We start from the raw sequence: 23,902 nt of genomic DNA on the forward strand, positions 1-23,902 counted from the left end.
GGCCTGGCGCTGACAGCGCTCAGGCCACGACCGAAGCCGGGGCCAACTTCGTACTTGAGGGCATGCGGGTGTCTGCCCCGGGTGTCTGCCCCCGTAGGCGCCCGTATTGCCGAAGTTCGGCCAGACGAGCAAGGAGGTCTTAGCGGCTTCGAGCAACCGGATTTCCGCCAGCCAATGAAAAAGGATAATCAGCAGCATATTGCGGTACTGGTTGTTCTCATATCCCAAATCGCCTTTCTGGCAATGTTCGCATTCGCTGAGCATGTCGTCAGGCATAACAAATGGATCGCCGCAGGATTTGGATTCGATCTTTTATTCGGGCTGATTCTGTCGGTCGGTTTTGTCGGGACCTGGCGCGCGCGCGCTATCGATTCAGATTTTCTCGGCCTTCTTCTGGCCAATCCGGTCGAACTGGCTGTCGTTATTGCAACTGCCGGTCAGTTGGTGGCCATTCTCCTTGTTTAAGGCGATCGGAAAGTACGCGTCGCAACATACGCTCAGCTATCGGCATGGCTCGCGATAAAACTCGCGAACGCGTTATACGGAAGCGCAAGCGCCGTGCCGTTGATCATCAGGCCGTAGGTGGAGTCCCCGCTATCGAGCTCGTAATACATCGCCGATTGGATGTTCTTCGTCTTTCTCGCCTGATAGTAAGTGAGCAGACGCGAGCTGATGTAGTTGGCCCGGTATGCCTCGCTCTTCTCCGGCCCCGTGTTCCATTCCGAGATCACGAAGGGGACGCCATAGCGGGCCTTGCAATAGGTGGGCAAATCGAAGCCCGGGCCGGACCCGTCGGTGCCGATGTCGAAGATGTCGCCGTACACCTCGTAGTTGTGCCACGTTGTCAGGTCCCACCTCACGGTCGGATGGCCGCTCGTGCCATCGGGCTGCTTGCCATCCCACAGAGCGTCGGACGCGCCGATATCAGCAACACAAAAGTTGACGCCGCATTTAGCATCCGCCTGCACCGACTTCACGCCGTCGATCATGCCGCGCATCGCACCGCGCATCAGCGGCCAGTTCGTATTGTTGAAGTCGACGACGCTCGTTCCCGCGCTGGTGGAGTCGAGAATGATCCCGTTCGCGCGCGTCAGTTCGTTACCGCATTCATACATGGTCACGCCGTGGGGTTGCAATGCCGACGCGACAGTCACCGCGCAATTGAAGCCCCGCGTATAGGCCGCCGCTTCACTCGTGAACAGGTTGCCGTTGCCGTCGTAGATGCCGACGTCGATCAGCACGAAAAGAGTCAAGCCCGCCGGCTGGAATGCTTGCGCCAACGCCAGGACCTTGGCGAGTTGCGGTGCGTAGTCCGTACAGCTGAGCCGGTACGTCGAGCAGCCGAGGGCTTGCATGATCGATACGATCTGTGACGTCGAATACAGGTAATCGTAATGCCCGTTGATACCGTGAAACGAGCCGGCTGGCGCCGCGGTCGCGATGCGCGGATCGCTGCACGGCAACCATTGATCCGCATCGCCGCATACATAGAACTGACCGCCGGTCGATTGTGCCCAGAACTTGCCGCCGTACCACAGCAGCAGCGCCGCATTCGACATCGTGCCGACGGCATTGCGATTGCGATACACGACGCCGTTCACGACGGTCCATATCGAGCCGGCCTTGTCGATCAGATACGTCGCGGGCGGGATCATGGCGCCGTCGGCGGAGGTGCCGCCCAAACGCGGGTCATTGCACGCAAACCATGTCGTCCCATTCCATCCGTAAAACTGACCGCCGGTTCCCTCGTGATAGACCGCGCTCCCGTACCAGAGGATCAACGAAACGTTGTAGGTGTCGCCCGCTGCGACTCCGTTCCTGTAGACAGACCCGCCGACCAGGGTCCACGACGCGTTCTGACTGTCGATGATTACCGTCGCCGGCGGGATCGTCGTGTTCTGTGGCGAAGCGTTCGAAGCGTTGCCGGGCGACCCCGAGTTCGGGTCTGATGCTGAGCCGGAGCTGTCGCCCGAGCTCGCGCCGGACGTGTCGGCGCGTCCCGTTCCACTTGATGGAGCCGGCGACGAGCCGTTCGCCACCGTGGTCGCGCTACCCGTCGAGGGCGCAATACTCGCGGTGGTCGTGCCCGTCGTGCCCGTCGAGGCCGCGATTCCGGAGCTTGCCGTGCCGGTAGAGGGTGATGCCGCGGTGCCCGACGGACTCGCGGAATTGCCCGTGGAAGAACCGCCGGCATCCGGCGTACCACTACTACCACCACCACCGCCGCACGCGCTCAATGCGACAGTTCCGCCGAGCGCGGTAAGACAGCCAAGAAATTGACGTCGTCCAATCATGACAATAGCGCGGGCTGCCGCGAGGCGGCCCACGAGAAAATCTGGAGAGAGAGGGGGAGTCCTGCGGGTCGCGAGTGCGTCGCGTGAGCCGTTCAGGACATGCGATGTGCGGTAGTGGATGGTCTTTGGTTGCGACCGATCACTGAGTCCGGCAAGTCATGCCTGTCTGTCGGCACAAATTGCGCGTGGGAGCAGGGTGGGGCGGAAATAAAATCTTTTCGCTCGCGATGGACGAACTGCGGAAAGATTTCACTCGCTGGATGTGGGCGTGGGAATGGGGCGAGGTGTGGGCAGCGGCGGGCTTGGAACCCCCGCCGCCTTTCGCGGCGCCTATGCGCGATGCGGCCCGACGATGCCCAGCCGCGCGATGCGCCGGTACAGCGTCGCGCGCGATATGCCCAACGCCTGCGCGGCGGCGTTAGGCCGCCACTGGCAACGCGTGAGCGCCGCGACGATCCGTGCCCGCTCGTCGTCGGCGCTGGCCGGCGACGTGGAGGCCGCCGCGAGAGCCGGCGTCGCGGCGGGCGCGAGTTGCGCGGCAAAGTCTGGCGACACATGCCGCAACTCGACGCGAGCCGAATCGCAGACCGCGCACGCATAGCGCAGCACGTTGCGCAACTGCCGGATATTGCCAGGCCACGAGAAGGCGGCAAGGCGCTCGGCGAATTGCGGATCGAGCATCAGCACATGGCTGGCCGCCTGTGCTTCCTCGTTGAACACCGTATCGATCACATCGCGGATGTCGGCGCGCTCGCGCAGCGGCGGTATCCGCAGCGTCGCGCCGCTCAGTCGATAGTAAAGATCCTCGCGGAACGATCCGGCATCGACCATCTGCATCAGATCCCGGTGCGTTGCGCAGATCACGTCGATATCGACGCGCACTGGCGTCTCGCCGCCGAGCGGCACCACCTCGCCCTCGGCGAGCACGCGCAGCAGGCGGGTTTGCAGGCCGAGCGGCATGTCGCCGATTTCATCGAGAAACAGCGTGCCGCCATGCGCGAGCGCGATCTTGCCGCGCGCGCCGCGACTGCGGGCGCCGGTGAACGCGCCAGGCGCATAACCGAACAGCTCGCTCTCGATCAGCGGCTCCGGAATCGCGCCGCAATTCACGGCGACGAACGGCCGCGTGCGCCGCGAGCCCGAGTCGTGCACCGCGTGCGCGAACACCTCCTTGCCGACACCGGTTTCGCCGAGGAGCAGAACCGGCAGCCGCTTGCCGGCAATCCGCAAGGCGACTTCGGCGTTGCGCGCGATCCGTTCGTCCGAGCTGTGCAGAAAGCGGCTCATTGCGCCGATGCTGCCATCGGCGTGCACATCGCCCGGCCGTGTCGTGACGAGCGGGCGGGCCGCGCGTCTCATCGGCGCGCGAATGCGCGCATACAGCATCGCGCCGGTCGCGCGCAGCCTCAGCGCCACGATCATGTCGGTGCGCGCGACGTCGTGCAGACGGACCTCGGACGTGTCGAATATCTCGTCGATGTGGCGCGGACCGTCGAGGCCCGCGATGCTCTCATGCGCCTTGCGGTTCGCGGCGGCGATGTTGCCGCATTCGTCGAAGGCGATCAGCGCTTCGGGTTGCGCTTCGACGAAATGGCGGCTTTGATGGCCGAACAGCACCCAGTGCTGCGCGGTCTGGTTCAGGAAGTAGCCGTCCTCGATCAAACTCGCGCTTTGCCGCACCAGTTGAAAAACCAGCCCCTGGCTGTCGCGGTTGTCCGGCGATCGGATCGCCGAGGCATCGAGCACGCCGATCAATTCGCCGGTCGGCGCGAAGATCGGCGAAGCGCTGCACGTGAGCGTCGTGAACGCGGCCCGGAAGTGATCGGTCTTGTGCACCGTGATCGGCGCGAGATCGGTGAGCACGTTCGCGATGCCGCATGTGCCTTCTTCGCGCTCGGACCAGCACGAGCCGATATGCAGCCCCGCATGCTTGAAATCGTTGCGCCGGTCGCGGTCGATCCGATAGTCGATCGTGACGCCGTGCGCATCGGACAGCATCACGCAATAGTCGGCGACGCGAATCATTTCGTGCAGCCGCGTCAGGCACTGGCCCGATGCGCGCAGAAAGGCTTCCTCCTTGCCCTGGACTTCACGCAGCTCGGCGGACGACAGCACGCGCGGGCCGATCACGGAGCTGGGGTCGAGCCGGTACTGCTCGTACGAGCGCTGCCACGACGACACGAGGCGCGGCGAATTCGCTGGCGCGGGCAAGCGTCCTTCGATGGCCCCGCGTACGCGATCGACGTGCTGCGTTTGAGAAACATAGGGCATGGCCGGCTCCAGGCGAGCGACACCGAGTAGGGCGAGTCCCTGTCTTGTAGCACATCCGCCACGAGCAATCACATTGCGGCGCAGCACTCGAGGCGCGTGAGACGAACGTCTCAGAGGCTGGCGAGACGCTGGTCGCATCGCGCAAACCCTTGTCTGGCGCGGTGCCGCTCAAGCGCCGCGGCGTGTGTCGAGCCTCGCGCCTCGTCGCGAAGCGCGCTCGTGAGACACAGTGAACTGCGCGGCGCAGGTCCGATGAAAGCGGCCGTGAACGCGGGCCCCCGCGGCTGCCCTTTGAATACAACGCTTCCGGCGCGTGCGCACGGCGCGCAAGCAACTGGCCCGACCTTTGCAGTATCGCTGGCAGACGAAAGCAAACGCGACAGCAAGCGCGCTTCACCCCAGCAAGTCCGCTTCGCAACTCGCGCACCGGAGACAAGCCAGTGTTATCGCCCATCACCGTCGGCGTGATCGCGAACCCGGCATCGGGCCGTGATATTCGACGCCTCACTACACACGCTTCGGTGTTTCCGACCGCCGAGAAAGCGAACATGGTCGTGCGCCTTCTCGCGGGCCTCGGCATGTTCGGCGTCGCTCGCGTGCTGACCTTGCGCGACCGCACCGGGGTCGCCGCCTTGGTGCTGCGTGCGCTCGAAACCCATGCAGCCGTGGCCGAGCCGCAGCCCTGGCCGAAGGTCGAATTCCTCGAACTGCCGATCACGGACAGCGCGGCGGACACTCACGCGGGTGTCGCGCGAATGGTCGGCTTGGGTGTCGACTTGATCGCGGTGCTCGGCGGCGACGGCACGCATCGCGCGGTAGCCGCGCATTGCGGCGACGTGCCGCTGCTGACGCTGTCGACGGGCACCAACAACGCGTTTCCAGAACTGCGCGAAGCGACGGTGGCGGGCCTCGCGGGCGCGCTCGCCGCTTCCGGGCTCGTGCCGCCCGAGGTCGCGCTGACGCGCAACAAGCGTCTCGTGGTCCGCTGCGTCGCGGGCCCGAACAAGGGGCGGGAGGAAATCGCGCTGGTCGATGTGTGCGTGAGCCGGCAGCGGTTCGTCGGCGCGCGGGCGGTCTGCGAGCCGGCGGATCTCGAAGCGCTGTTTCTGACGTTCGCGGCGCCGGATGGCATCGGCCTGTCGTCGATCGGCGGCGCATGGGCGCCGGTCGAGCGCGGCGCGCCCTACGGGCTGCATCTGACGTTCGCGCGTGCGGGCGAATCCGGCGTGCCGATCTTCGCGCCGCTCGCGCCGGGCCGTGTCGATCAGGTGACGATGCGCACCTGCGAGCGTTTCGAAGCAGGTTGCTGGACGCCGCTGCATACCGAACGAGGGACGCTCGCCTTCGACGGCGAGCGCGAGATCGAGCTCGAACGCGACGACCGCTACGAGATCGCGCTCGACTGGGCGGGACCGCTCACGGTCGATGTCGGCCGCACGCTGCGCTTTTGCGCGTCGCGGCAGTTGATGCGCGAAGCGGCGGCGCGTCGGAGCTAATCAACTCAGGAGGAAGCCAACGCTGGAAGCAAAGCCGGCTGAAGTAGCAGTGACCATCGAGATCATTCCCAGGAGACACACCATGTCTGTTTCGACGCAGTTGAGCAAGGAAAAGCTGCTGGAAGCGTACCGGATGATGCGCACGATCCGCGAGTTCGAGGAGCGTCTGCACGTCGAATTCGCGACCGGCGAGATACCCGGCTTCGTGCATCTGTATGCCGGCGAGGAGGCGTCGGCGGTCGGCACGATGATGCATCTTAACGATGCGGACTATGTCGCGACCACGCACCGTGGTCATGGCCACTGCATCGCGAAGGGTGTGGACGTGCGCGGCATGATGGCCGAAATCTACGGCCGCAGCACCGGCGTGTGCCGTGGCAAAGGCGGCTCGATGCATATCGCCGATCTGTCGAAAGGGATGCTCGGCGCCAATGGGATCGTCGGCGCGGGCGGTCCGCTCGTGTGCGGCGCCGCACTCGCCGCGAAGCTAAAAAAGACCGGCGGCGTCGGCGTGTGCTTCTTCGGCGACGGGGCGTCGAACCAGGGCGTGATCTTCGAATCGATGAATCTCGCTTCCGTCTGGCGCCTGCCGGCGATTTTCGTTGCGGAGAACAACGGCTATGCGGAGGCGACCTCGTCGACATGGTCGGTCGCGGCCGACAACATCGCCGACCGCGCGAGCGGCTTTGGCATGCCCGGCGTGATCGTCGACGGCTTCGATTTCTTCGCGGTGCACGAGGCGCTGGGCGCCGCGATCGAGCGGGCGCGCGGCGGCGGTGGCCCGACGCTCGTCGAAATGAAGTTGTCGCGCTATTTCGGGCACTTCGAAGGCGATGCGCAAACGTATCGCGCGCCCGGCGAAGTGCAGAAGCTGCGCGACGAAAAAGACTGCCTGAAGCGCTTCGAGGAGCGCGTGGTGCGGGCCGAAATGCTCAGCGCCGACGAACTGCGCGGCATCGATGCGACGGTGAAGCAGTTGATCGACGGCGCAGTGACGGAAGCGAAGGCCGCGCCTCTGCCGACGGCTGCCGACCTGCTGACCGACGTCTACGTGTCCTATCCGTAATCCACAGCGCGAATCAATCAACCTTCAGCTTTGCATGGGATCGCAGTAAGAGCTTTGCATGGGACTGGAGTAGGCGCTGAAGCGCCAACACCAGTCGACAGCTAAAGCGCTAACTCCGATCGACAGGAGACAGTCATGGCACGGAAGATCACGTTTTCTCAGGCGATCAACGAAGCGCTGAGCCAGGAGATGGCGCGCGATGAAACCGTCATCGTGATGGGCGAGGACAACGCGGGCGGCGCCGGGTCCCCAGGCGAGCAGGATGCGTGGGGCGGTGTGCTCGGTGTGACGAAAGGGCTTTTTCACAAATATCCGGGGCGGGTGCTCGACACGCCGCTATCGGAAGGCGGCTTCATTGGCGCGGCGGTCGGCGCGGCCGCATGCGGTCTGCGTCCGGTGGCCGAGCTGATGTTCATCGATTTCATGGGCGTGTGCTTCGACCAGATCTTCAATCAGGCCGCCAAGTTTCGCTATATGTTCGGCGGCAAGGCAGTGACGCCTGTCGTGATTCGCACGATGCAGGGCGCTGGCCTGCGCGCGGCCGCGCAGCACTCGCAGATGCTGACGTCGTTGTTCACCCACATACCCGGCCTGAAGGTGGTGTGCCCGTCGACGCCGTACGACGCGAAGGGTTTGCTGATCCAGGCGATCCGCGACAACGATCCGGTCATCTTCTGCGAGCACAAGCTGCTGTATGGCCGCGACGGCGACGTGCCGGAAGAGTCGTATGCGATTCCGTTCGGTGAAGCGAACGTGGTGCGCGAAGGCGACGACGCGACGATCGTCACGTATGGCCGGATGGTTCATCACGCGACCGATGCCGCCGAAACGCTCGCGAAAGAGGGCATCCAGGCCGAGGTGATCGATTTGCGCACGACCTCGCCGCTCGACGAGGAAACGATATTGGAAAGCGCTGAGCGAACCGGACGCGTCGTCGTGGTCGACGAGTCGAATCCGCGCTGCTCGATTGCGACCGATATCGCCGCGCTGGTCGCGCAGCGCGCGTTCCATTCGCTGAAGGCGCCGATCGAACTCGTGACCGCGCCGCATACGCCCGCGCCTTTCGCAGGCGTGCTCGAAGACATGTATATCCCGTCGGCGGAGAACATCGCCGCGGCCGTGCGGAAAGTAAGGAGCTGAGCAATGCCGATTCACATGATCACGATGCCCAAGTGGGGGCTGTCGATGGAGCAGGGGCAGGTCAACGGCTGGCTGAAGGAGGTCGGCGAAAAAGTCGCGAAGGGCGACGAGATACTCGACGTCGAGACCGACAAGATATCGTCGGGCGTCGAGTGCGCTTTCGACGGCACATTGCGCCGGCAGATCGCGCAGCAGGGCGACACGCTGCCGATCGGCGCGCTGCTCGGCGTGGTCGCGGACGCCGAGACGTCCGATGCCGACATCGATGCAGCCGTCGAGGCGTTCCAGCGCGACTTCGTGCCGGCCACCGCGGATGCCGCGGACGCGGGGCCGCAGCCGGAAAAAGCGCAGATCGGCGGGCGCACCGTGCGTTACCTGAAGATCGGCGACGGCGGCACGCCCGCTGTGCTGATCCACGGCTTCGGCGGCGATCTGAACAACTGGCTCTTCAACCATGCGGATCTCGCCGCGCACCGCGCCGTGTGGGCGCTCGATTTGCCAGGGCACGGCGAGTCGGGCAAGGCGGTCGACACGGGCAGCCTCGACGAACTGGCGGACAGCGTGATCGCGTTTCTCGATGACCGGGGCATCGAGCGCGCGCATCTGGTCGGCCATTCGATGGGCGGCGCCGTGTCGATGACGGTCGCCGCGAAGGCGCCCGAACGCGTCGCGTCGCTGGCCTTGATCGCGGGCGCGGGGCTCGGCGACGAGATCAACCGCGAGTACATCGAAGGCTTCGTCGCGGGCAGCAGCCGCAACACGCTGAAGCCGCATCTGGTGAAGCTGTTCGCCGACGGGTCGCTGGTCACGCGGCAACTGGTCGAAGACATCGTCAAGTACAAGCGGCTCGAAGGCGTGAACGACGCGTTGCGCAAGATTGCCGCGTCCGCGTTCGAAGGCGGGGTGCAAAGCCGCGTCTATCGCGACCGGCTCGACACGCTCGCGCCGCGCACGCTGGTGATCTGGGGGGCGCAGGACCAGATCATTCCGGCCGCGCACGCACAGGGGCTGCCCGCTCAGGTGCGCGTGCACGTAATCGACGGCAAGGGGCACATGGTGCAGATGGAGGCTGCATCGGACGTGAACCGCCTGCTCAACGAGTTCTTCGGATAACCGCGATGGACGCCGCTTCTCATACCGACAGCGTCACGGCGCTTGGCCAGCAGGGCAAGCGCAATCGCGACAAGCTCGCCCGCATTCCGGTGAAGATCGTGCCGGCGGACCATGCGGCCGTCTTGCCGAAGCCGCCCTGGCTGCATGCTCGGCCGATGATGAGCGAAACCGTCGCGGGCATGGCGGCGGTTCTGCGCGAGCACAAGTTGCATTCGGTCTGCGAGGAGGCGATGTGTCCGAACATCGGCGAGTGCTTCGCGCAGCGCACCGCGACATTCATGATCATGGGAGGGATCTGTACGCGGCGCTGCGCGTTCTGCGACGTCGCGCATGGCCGGCCGCAAGCGCTCGACGAGGACGAGCCCGCGCGGCTCGCCGACGCCGTCGCGGCGCTGGGGCTGCGCTACGCGGTGATTACATCGGTGGACCGCGACGATCTGCGCGACGGCGGCGCCGCGCACTTCGCGCGCTGTATCGCGCTGGTGCGCGAGCGCGTACCGGGCATTCGCGTCGAAATCCTGACGCCGGATTTTCGCGGGCGAATCGAGCGCGCGCTCGATGCGCTGTCCGGCGCGTGGCCGGACGTCTTCAACCACAACATCGAGACGGTGCCGTCGCTGTATCGGGCGGCGCGGGCAGGCGCGGACTATCGCGGCTCGCTCGAATTGCTGTCGCGAGCGAAACGCCAGAACGCGGCGGCGTTGACCAAATCCGGCCTGATGGTCGGCCTCGGCGAGACCGACAGCGAACTGCTCGCGACGATGCGCGATCTGCGCGCGCACGACGTCGACGTACTGACGATCGGTCAGTATCTCGCGCCGTCGCGGTATCACATGCCGGTGCGGCGATATGTGCCGCCCGCGACTTTCGACATGCTGCGCGATGAAGGTTTGAAGATGGGGTTCGTCGAAGTAGTGGCGGGGCCGCTCGTGCGCTCGTCGTATCACGCGGATCGGACGCCGCGGGGCCACGCCCCAATCCCGTGAATACCTCCCCGTAACCTCGGCTTTTCGACCGATTGGCCGCCAGCCAGGTAGCCGACAATTGGTGGCTATACGAGGCGAGTCCCAGCGCGCGGCTGCCTCCCGGACGACGAAACGGTATTCGTCACCACGTGCACTTTGTCGAGGCAGACATGTCAAGCAACATTACGATCACGGACGAACTCGTAGCTGAAATCGCAAACCGGATGGCCGACGAGGGCCAGAAGGTGTCTCCCGTCGCCATCTGGTCCGAAGTCCATAGCGGTTCGGTGGTCGCGGTGTCCGCGGCATTGCGCAAGTGGCGCGAGACGCGCGCCGCGCGGGTGCCGCAGGTCGTCGAACGTCCTGCTTTGCCGGAAACCGTGACGGACACCATGCGCGAAGCGCTCGACCGGCTGTGGACGTCGGCGCAGGACGAAGCGGAACGCTCAGTGGCGCGACGCCTCGCCGCGATGCGTCAGCGTGTCGAGGACGCCAGCAACGAGCGCGATGAAGCGCTCGCCGAACTGCAAACCACCGTCCAGGAACTCGATGCGCTGCAGGTCCAGTTGGACAAGATGACCAGCGCCTACGACGAGAAGGTCGATGCCGTGGCCGGGCTGGAAGAGGACATCGCGCTCGCGGTGCAACGCACCGACGCGGCCGAGAAGCGCGCGCAGGAGCTTGCCGACCGCGTTTCGCACCTCGAAGCGGAACTGGAGCGCGCGGAACAGGCCGCGCAGCGTGGAGCGATTGCGGGCAACGAGAGCGATGCCGCGGGCGAGGGCGAGGCGGCGAGCGAGTCGGCCAAGTCGGTAGTCGAAACGCCGGCCGGCGAAGCAGAGCGCGCGGCGCTGGAAGCGGAGCATGCCGAAGCGGTCGCTCGTCTTCAGAGCGAGCTCGAAGCGATTCGCGCGCAACTGCAGGCCGAGCAGGAAGCGCATGCGGCCCGACGCGAAGAGGTCGAAGGCGCGCAGGCCGAACGGGATGCCGCCGCGCTCGAATTGCAGAATGCCCAGACGCAAATCGCCAGCCTGAGCGACGAGCGCGATGCGGACGCTTCCGAAATCGCGAGGTTGTCGGCCAGCTTGTCCGAAGCGCAGGAGCGTGCCGACGCGGAGCAGCAGCGCGCGGCCGAACTGGCCGAAAGCGCGGCGGCCGCGAGCGAGAAGGCCGAGGACGCGGAATCGGCGTCGCCGGCGGGTGTCGACTCGCAGGAACTCGAGGCATTGAAGGCGCAGATGTCGCGCGACGCGCAAGCGCATGCCGCAGCGATTGCCGAGGCGCGGGAGACCGTCAGGAAATGGTCCGACTACTCGAACGCACTGAAGCAGCAGCTGACTCAGGCGAATGAAAAAATGGTGGTCGTCCTTGCCCGCGGCGCGGGCGAAGCGACCTTGAGCCGCCGGCTTTCCGCTGAACTCGGTCGGGTCGAGCCGGAGCATGAATTGCTGCGCAAGGAGATCCAGCAGCAAGTGATCGTCGAAACGATCACCGCTCACCTCGAGAAACAAGGCTACCGCTACGACGAGCAGACGGGTGCGGTGTCGAAGCTGAACACCGAAAGCTCGCCTGCGTGACAATGGTCAGAAGGCTGTTGTCGTTCGACGGCTCTTTGTCGCACAGGCGTGCGCCATGCCACGTTCGATGGACGTGACATGGCATTGCCCTCTACGGCTTTGAAACGGTGCAGCGGGGAATGGACCGCGCGCTGGACTCAGCGCATCACGAACGGATCGCTGATCGGCTCGTCCGAGGTGCGCAGCCATACCGACTTCGTCGTCGTGTATTCGAGCGCCGCGGCCATGCCGCCTTCGCGGCCGTGACCGGACAGGCCGAAGCCGCCGAACGGCACCAGCGGCGACACCGCGCGATAAGTGTTGATCCAGACGATCCCCGAGCGCACGCGCTTCGACACGCGATGCGCGCGAGTCAGGCTGGTGGTGAAAATGCCCGCGGCGAGACCGTAGGCGGTGCTGTTAGCCTTGTCGATCGCTTCCTGCTCGGTGGTGAACGTATCCACCGAAAGCACCGGCCCGAACAGCTCCGTCGTAATGCTGTCGGCGTCGCTCACGCCGGTGCAGTCGAGAATCGTCGGCGCATAGTAGTAGCCGTCGCGCGCGAGCGTCTTGCCGCCGGTGAGCACCCTGGCGCCCTGACGCACCGAGTTCGCGACGACCTTCTCGATGTTGCGCAGTTGCCTCTCGGTGCAAAGCGGCCCGTATTCGGTCGTCATCTCGTTGGGCGAACCCACGCGTATGCGCGACACGCGCTCCACCAGCAGGGCGAGAAACCGCTCTTTCACGGAGGCTTCGATCAGCAGCCGCGAGCCCGCCACGCAGCTTTGGCCGCTCGCCGCGAAGATGGCCGCCACCTGCGCGTTCACGGCGCTCTGGATATCGGTATCGGCGAACACGATGAAGGGCGACTTGCCGCCCAGTTCCAGCGACACCTTCGCGAGGTTGTTCGAGGTGTTCGACACGATGTGCCGCGCAGTTTCCGGGCCGCCCGTGAAGGCAACCTTGTCGACCTTCGGATGGCTGCTGAGCACCGCACCGCATTCCGGCCCGAAGCCGGTAATCACGTTGACGACGCCTGGCGGGAAGCCGGCCTCGTGCACGAGCTTCGCGAATTCGAGCAGCGGTCCCGGGGCTTCCTCGGACGCCTTCAGCACGACCGTGCAACCGGCGGCGAGCGCCGGCCCGAGCTTGACGGCGGATAGGAACAGCTGGCTATTCCACGGCACGATCGCGGCGACCACGCCGACCGGCTGCCGTTCGAGCCAAACCTGCATGTCCGGCTTGTCGACGGGAATGCTGCTCCCTTCGAGCTTGTCGGCGATGCCGGCGTAGTAGCGGTAGTACTCGGCGACGTAAACAATCTGGCTGGACGTCTCGCGAATGATCTTGCCGGTGTCGTTCGTTTCAATTTCAGCGAGTCGCGGCGCAGCCTGTTCGACGAGCCCGGCCAGCTTGTAGAGCAGCTTGCCGCGCGCCGACGCGGTGAGGCCGGCCCACGCGGAATCGGTGAGCGCGCGGCTGGCCGCCTCGACCGCCCGGTTGACCTGCTCCGTGCGCGCTTCGGGCATTTGCGCCCACGCTTTGCCGGTGGCCGGGTTGACGCTCGCGAACGTGGCGGCGCCGGGTTCGAACTGTCCGTCGATGTACAGCTGAAAATGCGAATCCATGGCGTCGGCCCCTTACCGGAATGCAGGCATCACGTCGTTGATCATGCGTTCGAGCGAAGCCTTCTTGCGCTCGAAGCTCATGCCCGTATCGATCCAGAACGAGTACTCGTCGAAGCCGAGCGCCTCGTATGCCCTCAGGCGCGCAATCACTTCCTCGGGCGTGCCGATCACGTTGTTCTTGCGCATCGCCGCGGGCGTGTAGAACGGATGAGCAGCGATCTCTTCCGGGCTCAGCGTCTTGATCATGCCGCGGCTCACCGGCCGCTCGTTCTTGAACCATGCACCGAAGTAGTTGTAGAAGGTGTTCACTTCGTCGGCCGCGATCTGCGCGTCGTTTTCGCTGCTCGCCACATACGTGTGACGCAGCAGCATGATCTGCGGGCGCGGCAGGTTGCTGAACTTCTCGCACGCGGCGTTGAAGTGGCCAACCAGCTTCTCGACCTCTTCGTCGCCCAGATGCAGCGGCGTCACCTGCACGTTGCAACCGTTGGACACCGCGAACTCATGGCTGTTCGGGTCGCGCGCGGCCACCCAGATCGGCGGGTGCGGGCGCTGCAGCGGCAGCGGCGAAGACGTCGTGGAAGGGAATTTCCAGAATTCGCCTTCGTGCGCGTAATCGCCTTCCCAGAGCTTTTTCACGGCCGGGATCAGTTCGCGCATGCGTTGACCCGCGCCCCACGCGTCGAGCCCCGGATGCAGGCGTTCGTATTCGAACGAATACGCGCCGCGCGCGATGCCCAGCTCCAGGCGGCCGTTCGAAATGATGTCGGTCATCGCGGCTTCGCCGGCGAGCTTGATCGGATGCCAGAACGGCGCCACCACCGTGCCGGTGCCGAGCCTCACGTGCTTCGTCTTGTTGGCGAGGTCCGCGAGATTGATGAACGGATTCGGCGCGATCGTGAAGTCCATGCCGTGGTGCTCGCCGGTCCAGACGGCGTGCATGCCGCCGCGATCGGCAATCTGGCAAAGCTCGACCATTTCGTCATACAGCTGCTTCTGACTGGTCTGCCCGGAGACGCGCTCCATGTGAACGAAGAGGGAAAATCGCATGATGTGACCTTTCAGGAATGAAGCGGGCGGACTGTGCCGTTGCTATGGTCGCCGAAGTACAACACGTAGCTCTTCAACTGGCTTTCCTTGCGGTAGCGGTGCAGCATGCTGGCCACGGCGTTGTCCTGCAACGCTTGCGTGTCGATGTCGTCGAGGCCGATGAATTTGCCCGAAGCGTCAGCCGAAGCGGCGAGTTCATCCGGCGCGCTGCACAGGAACGGGATGTACTGGTGTTGGGTTTCGGTGTTGTCGTAGGCCGAATAGATGAAGCTTGCCGATGCGTCGGGCTGGTACTTCTCGCTGCTGCCCACTCGACGAACTGTTGCAAGCCGGCGCCTGGCTCGAGCGGATCGCTTCGACCGTGGCCCGGCATATCGACCGAGATCACCCGGAACTCGGACGACAGCCCTTCGATCTGCGGATACCACGCGAGCGCCTGCATGCCGACGCCGTGGATCAGGACCAGCGGTTCGCCGCTGCCCTGCTCCAGATAGTGCGCGCCGCGCTTATTTGACAGCTGCAGGGTTCTTGACGTCATTTCCGAGCTCTGCGAGGTCTTTGTAGCGATCGCCAATGCGGTGATGCGGACGGCCACCGGTCGCGGCGCCAATCGCGATCACGAGTTCGTCCGCGGCCGGCGCGTCCGCAATCGCAAACTGCAGCGTCAAATAGTGCGAACGGCGGCCTTCGTCGTTCTTGTCCATCATCGGGATCAGCAGCGGCGCGTTGGCGGGGCCGCGCGTGTTGTTGAACGCCAGATACGACTTCGCGCCGACGGCCGAGCGATACGTGTTGCCGAAGTGCAGCGTGTGGATCAGCGCGGACGCATGCTCGATCTCACCCGCAAGGCCGACGATCGCGCTCTTGCCGAACGCTTCGACCGCTTCGCCCGAACCGGCTTCGTCGATGATCAGCCTGGTCAGGTGCTCGCTCAGTTGCGGCGCGAGCGCACGAATCTCCGGCGACAGGTCTTCCACATAACCGCGGCCCGCCCACGGGTTCTTGATCACGGCGGCCGCGCCGATCATTTTCAGCGGCTTGGCGGCGACCTTGTCGCCGTCGACGAAGACGGTCTCGACATGGAGGATGGACTTGCGAATCAGGCTCATGGCGGCTTCCTGCGTTGGTTGGATGTGTGAGGCATTGTGGTATACCATGTTACGGCATGCCATGAGTGTTAACCCGGGGCGCCGTGGAAGCCGCGTCTGGCGGGGAAAGGGCGTTTTTTGCGAGGGATTTGCTGGCGAGCAGCGACGTCCAAAAAACGTAGCGCGCGGTTCGTCGGACCATCAACGAAGCGGCAGCTATGGCGCAAACCATTCTGGATTTAAGAAGGAGGAGATATGGCTGCATATTGGATAGCCCACGTAACCGTGCTCGATGCGGCGAAATACAAGGGCTACACGGACATCGCACCGCAGGCGTTCAACAAGTACGGCGCGGTGTTTCTCGCGCGCGGCGGCGCGTCGGAGGTGCTGGAAGGTGAATCGTTCGAGCGGCACGTCGTGATTCGCTTCAGGGACATGCAAACGGCGCTCGACTGCTATCACTCGCCCGAGTATCAGGCCGCCAAACAGAAGCGCGATGGACATTGCCGGGCACAGATCACGATCGTCGAGGGCCTGGGCGGCTGATTGTGCCCTCGTGTGCAAGCCTGAAAGTCAGATGAGTCATAATATGGCATTCCACGCCCGCGCCCTCGGTGCGGGCCCTCGTCCATCGTCCCACTGCCGCATATGCACGACCTCAAAATCGACCGCAATGTCAAAACCTTGCGTGAACTCACGCTCGACAAACTGCGCGCCGCGATAGTCCAGGGGTATTTCCGGCCGGGCACCCGCCTCGTCGAACGCACGCTGTGCGACGAACTTGGCGTGAGCCGCACCGTCGTGCGCGAGGTGCTGCGGCATCTGGAGACCGAAGGCCTGGTCGAGATCGTCGCGCGGCAAGGACCGATCGTCGCGCGGCTCGACCCCGCGCAGGTCGGCGAGATCTACGAGTTGCGCGGGCTGCTCGAAGCGAACGCCGCGCGGGCCTGCGCCGAGGGCGCCACGCCTGAAGTCGTGCGGCAACTGCGCGAGATCCGCGCAATCATCGAAGACGCATTCGAGAAACGCGATCTGCCCCGCGTGCTCGAATACACCGAGCGCTTCTATGAAACGCTGTTCGAAGCCGCCAACAAACAGGTGTCGCTGGCGCTCGTCACGTCGCTGAACGCGCGCATCAACCGCCTGCGCGCGTTGACCATCGCGACGCCGGGCCGAGGCGGCGATTCGAACCGCGAAATGAACCTGCTGCTCGACGCGATCGAGCGGCGCGACGGTGACGCGGCGTCCGCAGCGTCGTTCGCGCATATCAAGCGGGTGTCGGAACTGGCTTTGGCGGTTCTTGCGGAGCAGAACGAAGCGACCGGCGACGCCTAAGCCCATCCGTAGTCGCCCCTATCAAGGCCGCCGGCATCTGCCGGCGGCCTTTTCTTATGGCTGTTTGATCAAGCAAACACGCGCTTAGCCCAAACCGTGCCAGCGTAATTCATCGCAATATCATGGTATTCCATAATACGTCATGCATTGTTGTAGGCCATAAGATGGCATACCATAATCTCATCGATATTGATCTGCGGCTCGAAGCCTGAAAGGAGAACCCCATGACGTGCGAAGTGGAGCGTGTCCGATGAATCCTGATATGTCGCCGACGCGCGTGATCTCGCATGGTCAGCGTGGCCGAACCGCGGGCACCTGCTACAGCGTGTACGCGCGGCAATCGGACGCCGCCGCCGAAACCGTCGTGCTGATCCACGGCGTAGGCATGAATCAGAGCGTGTGGGCGCCGCAGATCGATGGGTTATCCGAATCGTTTCGCGTCGTTGTCTACGACATGCTGGGGCACGGCGACAGCGTGCTGCCGAGCGCGGAGCCCTCGCTCGACGAATACGCGGCGCAGCTCGCGTCGCTGCTCGACGCGCTGCGGATCGAGCGCGCGCACGTGGTGGGGCATTCGATGGGCGCGCTGGTCGCGCTGGAATTCGCGCTGACCCACCCCGAGCGCACGCTCAGCGTCGCCGCGTTGAACGCGGTGTACGACCGCACGCCGGCACAGCGCGAGGCGGTGATGACGCGCGCGGCCACGCTCGGCGATGCGCGTGCCGACACCGGGGTGGACGGAACCCTGTCGCGCTGGTTCGGCGATCCCATTCCGGGACACCTGACCCAGGCCGCGCGGGCGGTGCGAGCGCTGCTGCTTGCCGTCGATCCGGTGGGCTACGCGCGCACCTACCGTCTGTTCGCCTGCTCGGACGACGCGCATGTCGGGCGTCTCGCGAGTCTCGCGGTTCCCGCGCTATTTCTGACGGGCGAGGGCGATCCGAATTCGAGCGCGCAGATGTCGCGGGCGATGGCCGCGGCGGCACCACAGGGCCGCGCCGAAGTGATCGCGAACGCGCGCCACATGATGAACGTCACCGACCCGGAGCGCGTGAACGCAAGCCTGCTCGCGTTCCTCGTCGAAGCATCGGCGTTGCGAAGGAAGAGCCCCGCAACGACCGCAGCAACTACCGCAGCAACTACCGCAGTACCAACCGGAGAACGCCATGGCTGAGTCGATCACCGCCCCGCGCGCGCAACCCCCTTTCGATATCGTCGATTTTCGACGCGCGCTCGGCGCATTCGTGACGGGCGTGACCGTCGTCACGACCGTCCAGGCGGACGGTTCGCCGCGGGGCTTCACGGCGAACTCGTTCACGTCGGTGTCGCTCGATCCGCCGCTGATTCTCGTGTGCGTCGCGAAGACGGCGGCGAGTTACGCAGTGTTCTCGGACACGCACCGCTTCGCGGTGAGCGTGCTCGCCGAAGACCAGAAGCATGTGTCCGGCGTGTTCGCTTCGAAGGCCGCGGACAAGTTCGCGCAAGTGCCGTGGAGCACGCGCAAAACGGGCGCGCCGGTGATGGATGGCTCGGCCGCGAGCTTCGACTGCACGACGCATCAAGTGGTCGATGCGGGCGATCACATCATCCTGATCGGTCGCGTGGTGGATTTCGTGCAAACGAGTTCGTCGCCGCTAGGCTACTGCCGCGGCGCATACGTGAACTTCAGCCTGTCGCAGGACGCGCTGGCCGCGGCCGGTGGGCGCGCGAAAGTCGGCGCGATCCTCGAGCACCGCGACGGGCTGGTGCTCGTCGACACCGGCAAAGGCTTGGGGCTGCCAACCGGCATCAAGCTCGACCCGGCCAGCGACCCCGCGAGCCTGCACGGCGTGCTCGCCAAGCTCGGCCTGCATGTGCATCTCGACTTCCTGTTCGCAGTGTTTGAGGACGGCAGCGGCAAGGAGCCCGGCGTGCATATCTACTATCGCGGCCGCGTGATTCCCAACGGCTCGCCGTGGCTCGACAGCAGCGTGCGCATCGTGCCGCTGTCCCAGATTCCGTGGGACGACGTGAGCGACGCCGCGGTGCGCTCGATGCTCGAACGCTATGAGCGCGAACGCAGGCAGGACGCGTTCGGCATTTATGTCGGCGACAGCGAAGCCGGCACCGTGCAGCCGCTCGGCCTCGCGCATTGACAGCGCGGCATCGCTGCAACCCACAACTCACAACTCACAACGACGAAGCCGGCGCGTTTTCTCGCCGCCGGACCGACGAAGCAACACCCAACCGTATCCCGGAGACAGACATGAGCAGCAGAAGCATTCCGTTTATCGCGCCGTTGTTCGTTGCTTGCGCGACGGCGCTCGCGGCAGCGCCCGCACTCGCCGCAGACCCGATCGTCTTCACCAGCTGGGGTGGCACCACGCAGTCGTCGCAACAGAAGAATTGGGCGCAGCCGTTCACGCAGGCGAGCGGCATCACCGTGTTGATGGATGGCCCGACCGACTACGGCAAGCTGAAGGCGATGGTCGATAGCGGCAACGTAAGCTGGGACGTCGTCGATGTGGAAGGCGACTTCGCGTACGCCGCGCAAAAGGCCGGCCTGATCGAGCCGATCGACTACTCGGTCGTGAAGAAGGACGAACTGGACCCGCGCTTTGCGACCCCGGACGCGGTGGGCAGCTTCTATTACTCGTTCGTGCTCGGCTACAACAAGTCGAAGTACACGGGCGCGCAGCCGCAGACGTGGGCAGATCTGTTCGACACGAAGAAATTCCCCGGCAAGCGCACGTTCTACAAGTGGTCGGCGCCGGGCGTGCTGGAAATCGCGCTGCTCGCCGATGGCGTGCCGCCGAACAAGCTCTATCCGCTCGACCTCGACCGTGCGTTCAAGAAGCTCGACACGATCAAGAGCGACATCGTCTGGTGGAGCGGCGGCGCACAGTCGCAGCAACTGCTCGCATCGGGCGAAGCGCCGATCGGGATGTTCTGGAATGGGCGCTTGCACGCGCTCGCGCAGACCGGTGTGCCGGTGGCCATTTCGTGGAACCAGAACCTGACCGCCGCCGACATGCTGGTGATTCCGAAGGGCGCCAAGCATCGTGCGGAAGCGATGAAGTATCTGGCGGCCGCGACGAGCCCGCAGGCGCAGGCGAAATTCGCCGCCGAGACGGGTTACGCGCCGATCAACGTGAAGTCGGCCGCGCTGATGCCGGCCGCGATGGCGAAGACGCTGCCCGACCAGTACAAGGACTCGCAGATCAATCTCGACATGAAGTACTGGGCCGACAACCGCGACGCGATTGCGAAGCGCTGGTACGCGTGGCAATCGAAATAAGCCGCACGGACCGACGTTAGAGCCGAGCGCCACGCAATGAACCGGCGCGCAGAGACACCGAGCAGGAGACATCATGCCCAACGTAATGAGTACCGTCGCGCATCCGCCCGCGACGGCCGCGCGCAAGCGGCGCGACTGGCGCAGCATCTGGCTGCTGACGCCGGCCATGCTGCTGCTGCTGATCTTCTTCCTGCTGCCGGTGCTGTCGCTGCTATTGCGCAGCGTGCTCGAGCCGACACCGGGACTGGAGAACTATCAGCAACTGGTCGGTTCGACCACATATCTGCGCGTCTTCGGCAATACCTTTCTCGTCGCGACGGTCGTGACCGTCGTCACGGTGCTGGTGGGCTTTCCGATGGCATGGCTGCTCGCGATCGCGCCGCGCAAGCTCAGCTCCGTGCTATTCGCGATCCTGCTGCTGTCGATGTGGACCAACCTGCTCGCACGGACTTTCGCGTGGATGGTGCTGTTGCAGGGTACGGGTCCGATCAACCGCGCGCTGATGGCGATCGGCCTGATTCACGAGCCGCTCGCGCTCGTGAACAACCTCACCGGCGTGACGATCGGCATGACGTACATCATGCTGCCGTTCCTCGTGATGCCGCTGCACGCGACGCTGCGCGGCATCGATCCGTCGACGCTGCGTGCCGCCGCGGTCTGCGGCGCGAGCCGCTGGCAGGCGTTCTGGCGCATCCTCGTGCCGCTCGCGATGCCGGGTGTGGCCTCCGGCGCGCTGATGGTGTTCGTGATGGCGCTCGGCTACTTCGTCACGCCCGCGCTGCTCGGCGGTCCGTCGTACATGATGCTCGCCGAACTCATCGCGCAGCTCGTGCAGGAACTGCTGAACTGGGGCCTCGCCGGTGCTGCCGCTTTCGTACTGCTGAGCGTGACGCTCGTGCTCTATGCGTTGCAATTGCGCTTTACCGGCAGTGCGCGCGCAATTCAGGGAGGACGCTGACATGTTGCTCGATTTCGATCGTCTCGGCGGGCTTCGCTGGGCACTGGTGGCCATAGGCGCGGCCGTCGCACTGTTTCTGCTGCTGCCGATCCTGTTCATCGTCGCGCTGTCTTTCGGCGATTCGCAGTGGCTGATTTTCCCGCCGCCGGGCTGGACGCTGGAGTGGTATCGGCAGCTTTTCACGGACGCGGGCTGGATCGACTCGCTGCTGACGAGCGCGAAGCTGGCCGTGATCGTGATGGCGCTTTCGGTGCTGCTCGGTTTTCTTGCGTCGCTTGCGCTGGTGCGCGGCAAGTTCCGCGGCCGCGAAGCGGTGAAAGGCTTCTTCCTGACACCGATGGTGCTGCCCGTCGTCGTTCTGGCCGTCGCGCTGTACGCGTTCTTTCTGCGCATCGGCCTGAACGGCACGATGACCGGCTTCGTGCTCGGCCATCTGATCATCGCGCTGCCGTTCTCGATCATCTCCATCAGCAACTCGCTGGTGAGCTTCGATACGGCGCTCGAAGATGCCGCGCTGATCTGCGGCGCGTCGCCGCTCACCGTGAAGCTGCGCGTGACCCTTCCCGCGATCCGGCTCGGCCTGTTCGCCGCCGCGATCTTCGCGTTTCTCGCGTCGTGGGACGAAGTCGTGGTGTCGATCTTCATGTCGAGCCCGACACTCCAAACGCTGCCCGTGCGTATCTGGTCGACGCTGCGGCAGGACCTGACGCCCGTCGTTGCGGCGGCGTCTTCACTGCTGGTCGCATTGACGACCGTATTGATGCTGGCGGGCGCCGTGCTGCGCCGCGCGCGCTAATCGATGTAATCAGCGAGGTAAACGAGCCATGACTGCATTCCTGCAAATCCAGCGTCTGCGCAAGACCTACGACGACGTCGTCGCCATCGATCAGGTTTCTCTCGATGTGCGCAAGGGCGAATTCATGACGTTTCTCGGGCCGTCCGGTTCGGGCAAGAGCACGACGCTGTATATCGTCGCGGGCTTCCAGGAGCCCACCGACGGCCGCGTGCTGCTCGACGGCAAGCCGTTGCTGGCGGTCGCGCCGAACAAGCGCAACATCGGCATGGTGTTTCAGCGCTATACGCTGTTCCCGCATCTGACGGTAGGCGAGAACGTGGCGTTTCCGCTGCGCGTGCGCCGCCGCCCCGAAGCCGAAATCAAGACCAAGGTCGACAAGATGCTCAAGCTCGTGCATCTGTCCGAGTGCCGCGACCGGATGCCCGCGCAGTTGTCGGGCGGGCAGCAGCAACGCGTGGCGATCGCCCGCGCGCTGGCCTACGATCCGCCCGTGCTGCTGATGGACGAGCCGCTGTCCGCGCTCGACAAGAAGCTGCGCGAGGAAATCCAGCTCGAATTGCGCCGCATCCATCAGGAAACCGGCGTGACGATCCTCTACGTCACGCACGACCAGGAAGAAGCGCTGCGCCTGTCCGACCGCATCGCGGTGTTCAACAAAGGCCGCATCGAGCAGGTGGGCACCGGTGAGGAGCTGTACGCGAACCCGGCGTCGCGCTTCGTTGCGAGCTTCATCGGCAATTCGAATTTCTTGCCCGTGAAGGTCACGAAGAATAACGACGGCCGCATGAACGGCGTGTTTCCGAACGGTCACGAGATCGCGTCGGACGCCTTCAGTCCCGCGCTCAGCGCGGGCGACGACGGCACCTTGATGATCCGGCCCGAGCAGATGCGCATCAGCGCGCTGCAAGCCGCAAGCGGGGGGAACGGCACGAGCGGCCTGCCCGTGACGGTGCGCGATATCACGTATCTCGGCGACGCGATGCACTACGCGGTGGCGACCCCGTGGCAGCAGGAAATCTCGATCCGGATGCCGGCCGCGCATCGGCACGACAGCGGTATCGCGATTGGCACCCAGGCGCTCGTCGACTGGGACGCACGCGATGTGCGCCTGTTCGCGCAAGCATGACGGCGACTGCCATGAGCGGCGCACTGCCATCGCTGAAGGTTCAACGCCCGACGACCACCTTGCGCGAACTCGCGCTCGAGAAGATGCGCACGGCGATCCTGGAGGCCCATTTCCACCCCGGCGAGCGGCTCGTCGAGCGCTCGCTCTGCGAGATTCTCGGCGTGAGCCGCACCGTGGTTCGCGAGGTGTTGCGGCACCTGGAAACGGAAGGGCTCGTCGACTCGATACCGAACCAGGGGCCGATCGTCGCCGTGCTCGACTTCGATACGGCGGCGGAGATCTACGAAATACGCGCGCTGCTCGAAGGCGAGGCGGCGATGGCCTGCGCGCGGCATGCGGACGAGCAGACGGTTGCCGATCTCGCCGGCCTCATCGGCCAGATTCAGACAGCGTTCGAAGCGCAGGATCATCAGGCCGTCAGGGCGCTCACTACGGCCTTCTACGAACGCATGTTCATCGCGGGAAAAAAGCATGTGGCCTGGGAAATCGTGCAGTCGTTGACCGCGCGCATCAACCGTCTGCGAGCGCTGACGATCGCTTCCGACGGCCGCGGCCGCCAGGCCGTCGACGAGATGCATCGCATTCTCTCGGCCATCGCGGCTCGCGATAGCGCCGCCGCGCGCGAGGCCGCGATCGCGCATGTGCACCGGGTGGCCGAAATCGCCCGCAAGCTGCTGGCGGAAGGGCACGAACAGGCGGTGTGGCGTCAGGCGGGCTAGCATTTTTGTGTATCAAAGGAAAGC

The 23,902-nt window shown here is 64.9% G+C and carries 24 protein-coding genes; 18 read left to right on the forward strand and 6 right to left on the reverse strand.

What is annotated here, in order from left to right; genetic code table 11:
• Positions 1-465: hypothetical protein (locus AB3X94_RS34455; protein ID WP_368613841.1), on the forward strand; the 465-nt coding region annotated here is incomplete at its 5' end.
• 32 nt (positions 466-497) lie between these two features.
• On the opposite strand, the gene AB3X94_RS34460 is transcribed toward AB3X94_RS34455, so the two are convergent.
• Positions 498-2,039: a hypothetical protein gene (locus tag AB3X94_RS34460; RefSeq protein WP_368613842.1), complete on the reverse strand. Its 1,542-nt coding sequence runs from the start codon at positions 2,037-2,039 to the stop codon at positions 498-500.
• Between AB3X94_RS34460 and AB3X94_RS34465 the strand changes: the two genes are divergently transcribed.
• Positions 1,921-2,280, forward strand: coding sequence for a hypothetical protein (locus AB3X94_RS34465; RefSeq protein WP_312883699.1), 360 nt, complete (start codon positions 1,921-1,923; stop codon positions 2,278-2,280). The genes AB3X94_RS34460 and AB3X94_RS34465 overlap by 119 nt on opposite strands.
• A 344-nt stretch (positions 2,281-2,624) precedes the next feature.
• Here the strand turns inward: AB3X94_RS34465 and AB3X94_RS34470 are convergent, their stop codons facing one another.
• Positions 2,625-4,565 (reverse strand): sigma-54-dependent Fis family transcriptional regulator, encoded by a 1,941-nt coding sequence (locus tag AB3X94_RS34470; protein WP_368613843.1) that lies wholly within the window; start codon positions 4,563-4,565, stop codon positions 2,625-2,627.
• Positions 4,566-5,005: 440 nt separating this feature from the next.
• Here AB3X94_RS34470 and AB3X94_RS34475 point away from each other — a divergent pair, with 440 nt between their 5' ends.
• The 6 genes from AB3X94_RS34475 (at position 5,006) to AB3X94_RS34500 (ending at position 11,922) form a co-directional block, all read left to right on the forward strand.
• Positions 5,006-6,061, forward strand: a complete 1,056-nt coding sequence (locus AB3X94_RS34475) for an NAD(+)/NADH kinase (RefSeq protein WP_176111855.1) — start codon at positions 5,006-5,008, stop codon at positions 6,059-6,061.
• Between the two features lie 82 nt (positions 6,062-6,143).
• Positions 6,144-7,127, forward strand: a complete 984-nt coding sequence (locus tag AB3X94_RS34480; protein ID WP_176111856.1) for a thiamine pyrophosphate-dependent dehydrogenase E1 component subunit alpha — start codon at positions 6,144-6,146, stop codon at positions 7,125-7,127.
• Between the two features lie 135 nt (positions 7,128-7,262).
• The gene (locus AB3X94_RS34485) at positions 7,263-8,267 is read left to right on the forward strand and encodes an alpha-ketoacid dehydrogenase subunit beta (RefSeq protein ID WP_368613844.1); all 1,005 of its coding nucleotides are present in this window, start codon (positions 7,263-7,265) and stop codon (positions 8,265-8,267) included.
• A gap of 3 nt (positions 8,268-8,270) precedes the next feature.
• Positions 8,271-9,380: an acetoin dehydrogenase dihydrolipoyllysine-residue acetyltransferase subunit gene (locus AB3X94_RS34490; protein WP_176125491.1), complete on the forward strand. Its 1,110-nt coding sequence runs from the start codon at positions 8,271-8,273 to the stop codon at positions 9,378-9,380.
• Between the two features lie 5 nt (positions 9,381-9,385).
• Positions 9,386-10,366 (forward strand): lipoyl synthase, encoded by a 981-nt coding sequence (gene lipA / locus AB3X94_RS34495; RefSeq protein ID WP_368613845.1) that lies wholly within the window; start codon positions 9,386-9,388, stop codon positions 10,364-10,366.
• A 149-nt stretch (positions 10,367-10,515) separates the two neighbouring features.
• A complete protein-coding gene (locus AB3X94_RS34500) occupies positions 10,516-11,922 on the forward strand; it encodes a DNA-binding protein (protein ID WP_368613846.1) in 1,407 nt (468 codons plus the stop codon).
• Between the two features lie 137 nt (positions 11,923-12,059).
• Here AB3X94_RS34500 and AB3X94_RS34505 read toward each other — a convergent pair whose 3' ends face one another.
• The 3 genes from AB3X94_RS34505 to AB3X94_RS34515 form a co-directional block, all read right to left on the reverse strand.
• Positions 12,060-13,529: an aldehyde dehydrogenase gene (locus AB3X94_RS34505; RefSeq protein WP_368613847.1), complete on the reverse strand. Its 1,470-nt coding sequence runs from the start codon at positions 13,527-13,529 to the stop codon at positions 12,060-12,062.
• Between the two features lie 12 nt (positions 13,530-13,541).
• Positions 13,542-14,579 carry an LLM class flavin-dependent oxidoreductase gene (locus tag AB3X94_RS34510; protein ID WP_176111862.1) on the reverse strand — a complete coding sequence of 346 codons (1,038 nt, stop codon included), beginning with the start codon at positions 14,577-14,579 and terminating at the stop codon, positions 13,542-13,544.
• A gap of 73 nt (positions 14,580-14,652) precedes the next feature.
• On the reverse strand, positions 14,653-14,994 hold the full coding sequence (locus tag AB3X94_RS34515) for an alpha/beta fold hydrolase (RefSeq protein ID WP_368613879.1): 342 nt from the start codon (positions 14,992-14,994) through the stop codon (positions 14,653-14,655).
• On the opposite strand from AB3X94_RS34515, the gene AB3X94_RS34520 reads away from it, so the two are divergent.
• Entirely contained in the window at positions 14,902-15,093 is a 192-nt protein-coding gene (locus tag AB3X94_RS34520) for a hypothetical protein (RefSeq protein WP_368613882.1), read from the forward strand. The genes AB3X94_RS34515 and AB3X94_RS34520 overlap by 93 nt on opposite strands.
• Here AB3X94_RS34520 and AB3X94_RS34525 read toward each other — a convergent pair.
• Positions 15,086-15,688, reverse strand: coding sequence for an amino acid synthesis family protein (locus AB3X94_RS34525; RefSeq protein ID WP_176125497.1), 603 nt, complete (start codon positions 15,686-15,688; stop codon positions 15,086-15,088). The two genes, AB3X94_RS34520 and AB3X94_RS34525, sit on opposite strands and share 8 nt — an antisense overlap.
• A 234-nt stretch (positions 15,689-15,922) precedes the next feature.
• Between AB3X94_RS34525 and AB3X94_RS34530 the strand changes: the two genes are divergently transcribed.
• The 9 genes from AB3X94_RS34530 to AB3X94_RS34570 all read left to right on the forward strand — a co-directional run bounded on the left by AB3X94_RS34530 (position 15,923) and on the right by AB3X94_RS34570 (position 23,878).
• A complete protein-coding gene (locus tag AB3X94_RS34530) occupies positions 15,923-16,213 on the forward strand; it encodes a DUF1330 domain-containing protein (protein ID WP_018436685.1) in 291 nt (96 codons plus the stop codon).
• Positions 16,214-16,315: 102 nt separating this feature from the next.
• A complete protein-coding gene (locus AB3X94_RS34535) occupies positions 16,316-17,002 on the forward strand; it encodes a GntR family transcriptional regulator (RefSeq protein ID WP_176111865.1) in 687 nt (228 codons plus the stop codon).
• A gap of 250 nt (positions 17,003-17,252) precedes the next feature.
• Positions 17,253-18,176, forward strand: a complete 924-nt coding sequence (locus tag AB3X94_RS34540; RefSeq protein WP_368613848.1) for an alpha/beta fold hydrolase — start codon at positions 17,253-17,255, stop codon at positions 18,174-18,176.
• The gene (locus AB3X94_RS34545) at positions 18,169-19,137 is read left to right on the forward strand and encodes a flavin reductase (RefSeq protein ID WP_368613849.1); all 969 of its coding nucleotides are present in this window, start codon (positions 18,169-18,171) and stop codon (positions 19,135-19,137) included. The genes AB3X94_RS34540 and AB3X94_RS34545 overlap by 8 nt, the downstream gene beginning before the upstream one ends.
• Before the next feature lie 110 nt (positions 19,138-19,247).
• Positions 19,248-20,279: an ABC transporter substrate-binding protein gene (locus AB3X94_RS34550; RefSeq protein WP_176111868.1), complete on the forward strand. Its 1,032-nt coding sequence runs from the start codon at positions 19,248-19,250 to the stop codon at positions 20,277-20,279.
• Positions 20,280-20,352: 73 nt separating this feature from the next.
• Entirely contained in the window at positions 20,353-21,237 is an 885-nt protein-coding gene (locus AB3X94_RS34555) for an ABC transporter permease (protein ID WP_176111869.1), read from the forward strand.
• A 1-nt stretch (position 21,238) separates the two neighbouring features.
• Positions 21,239-22,033: an ABC transporter permease gene (locus AB3X94_RS34560; protein WP_176111870.1), complete on the forward strand. Its 795-nt coding sequence runs from the start codon at positions 21,239-21,241 to the stop codon at positions 22,031-22,033.
• Between the two features lie 28 nt (positions 22,034-22,061).
• The gene (locus AB3X94_RS34565; RefSeq protein ID WP_176111871.1) at positions 22,062-23,159 is read left to right on the forward strand and encodes an ABC transporter ATP-binding protein; all 1,098 of its coding nucleotides are present in this window, start codon (positions 22,062-22,064) and stop codon (positions 23,157-23,159) included.
• Positions 23,160-23,170: 11 nt separating this feature from the next.
• Positions 23,171-23,878, forward strand: a complete 708-nt coding sequence (locus AB3X94_RS34570; RefSeq protein ID WP_368613850.1) for a GntR family transcriptional regulator — start codon at positions 23,171-23,173, stop codon at positions 23,876-23,878.
• The last annotated feature ends 24 nt before the right edge of the window (positions 23,879-23,902 follow it).

Origin of the sequence: Paraburkholderia sp. BR10923 (assembly GCF_040948765.1) — a bacterium.
Classification (GTDB): Bacteria; Pseudomonadota; Gammaproteobacteria; order Burkholderiales; family Burkholderiaceae; genus Paraburkholderia; species Paraburkholderia youngii.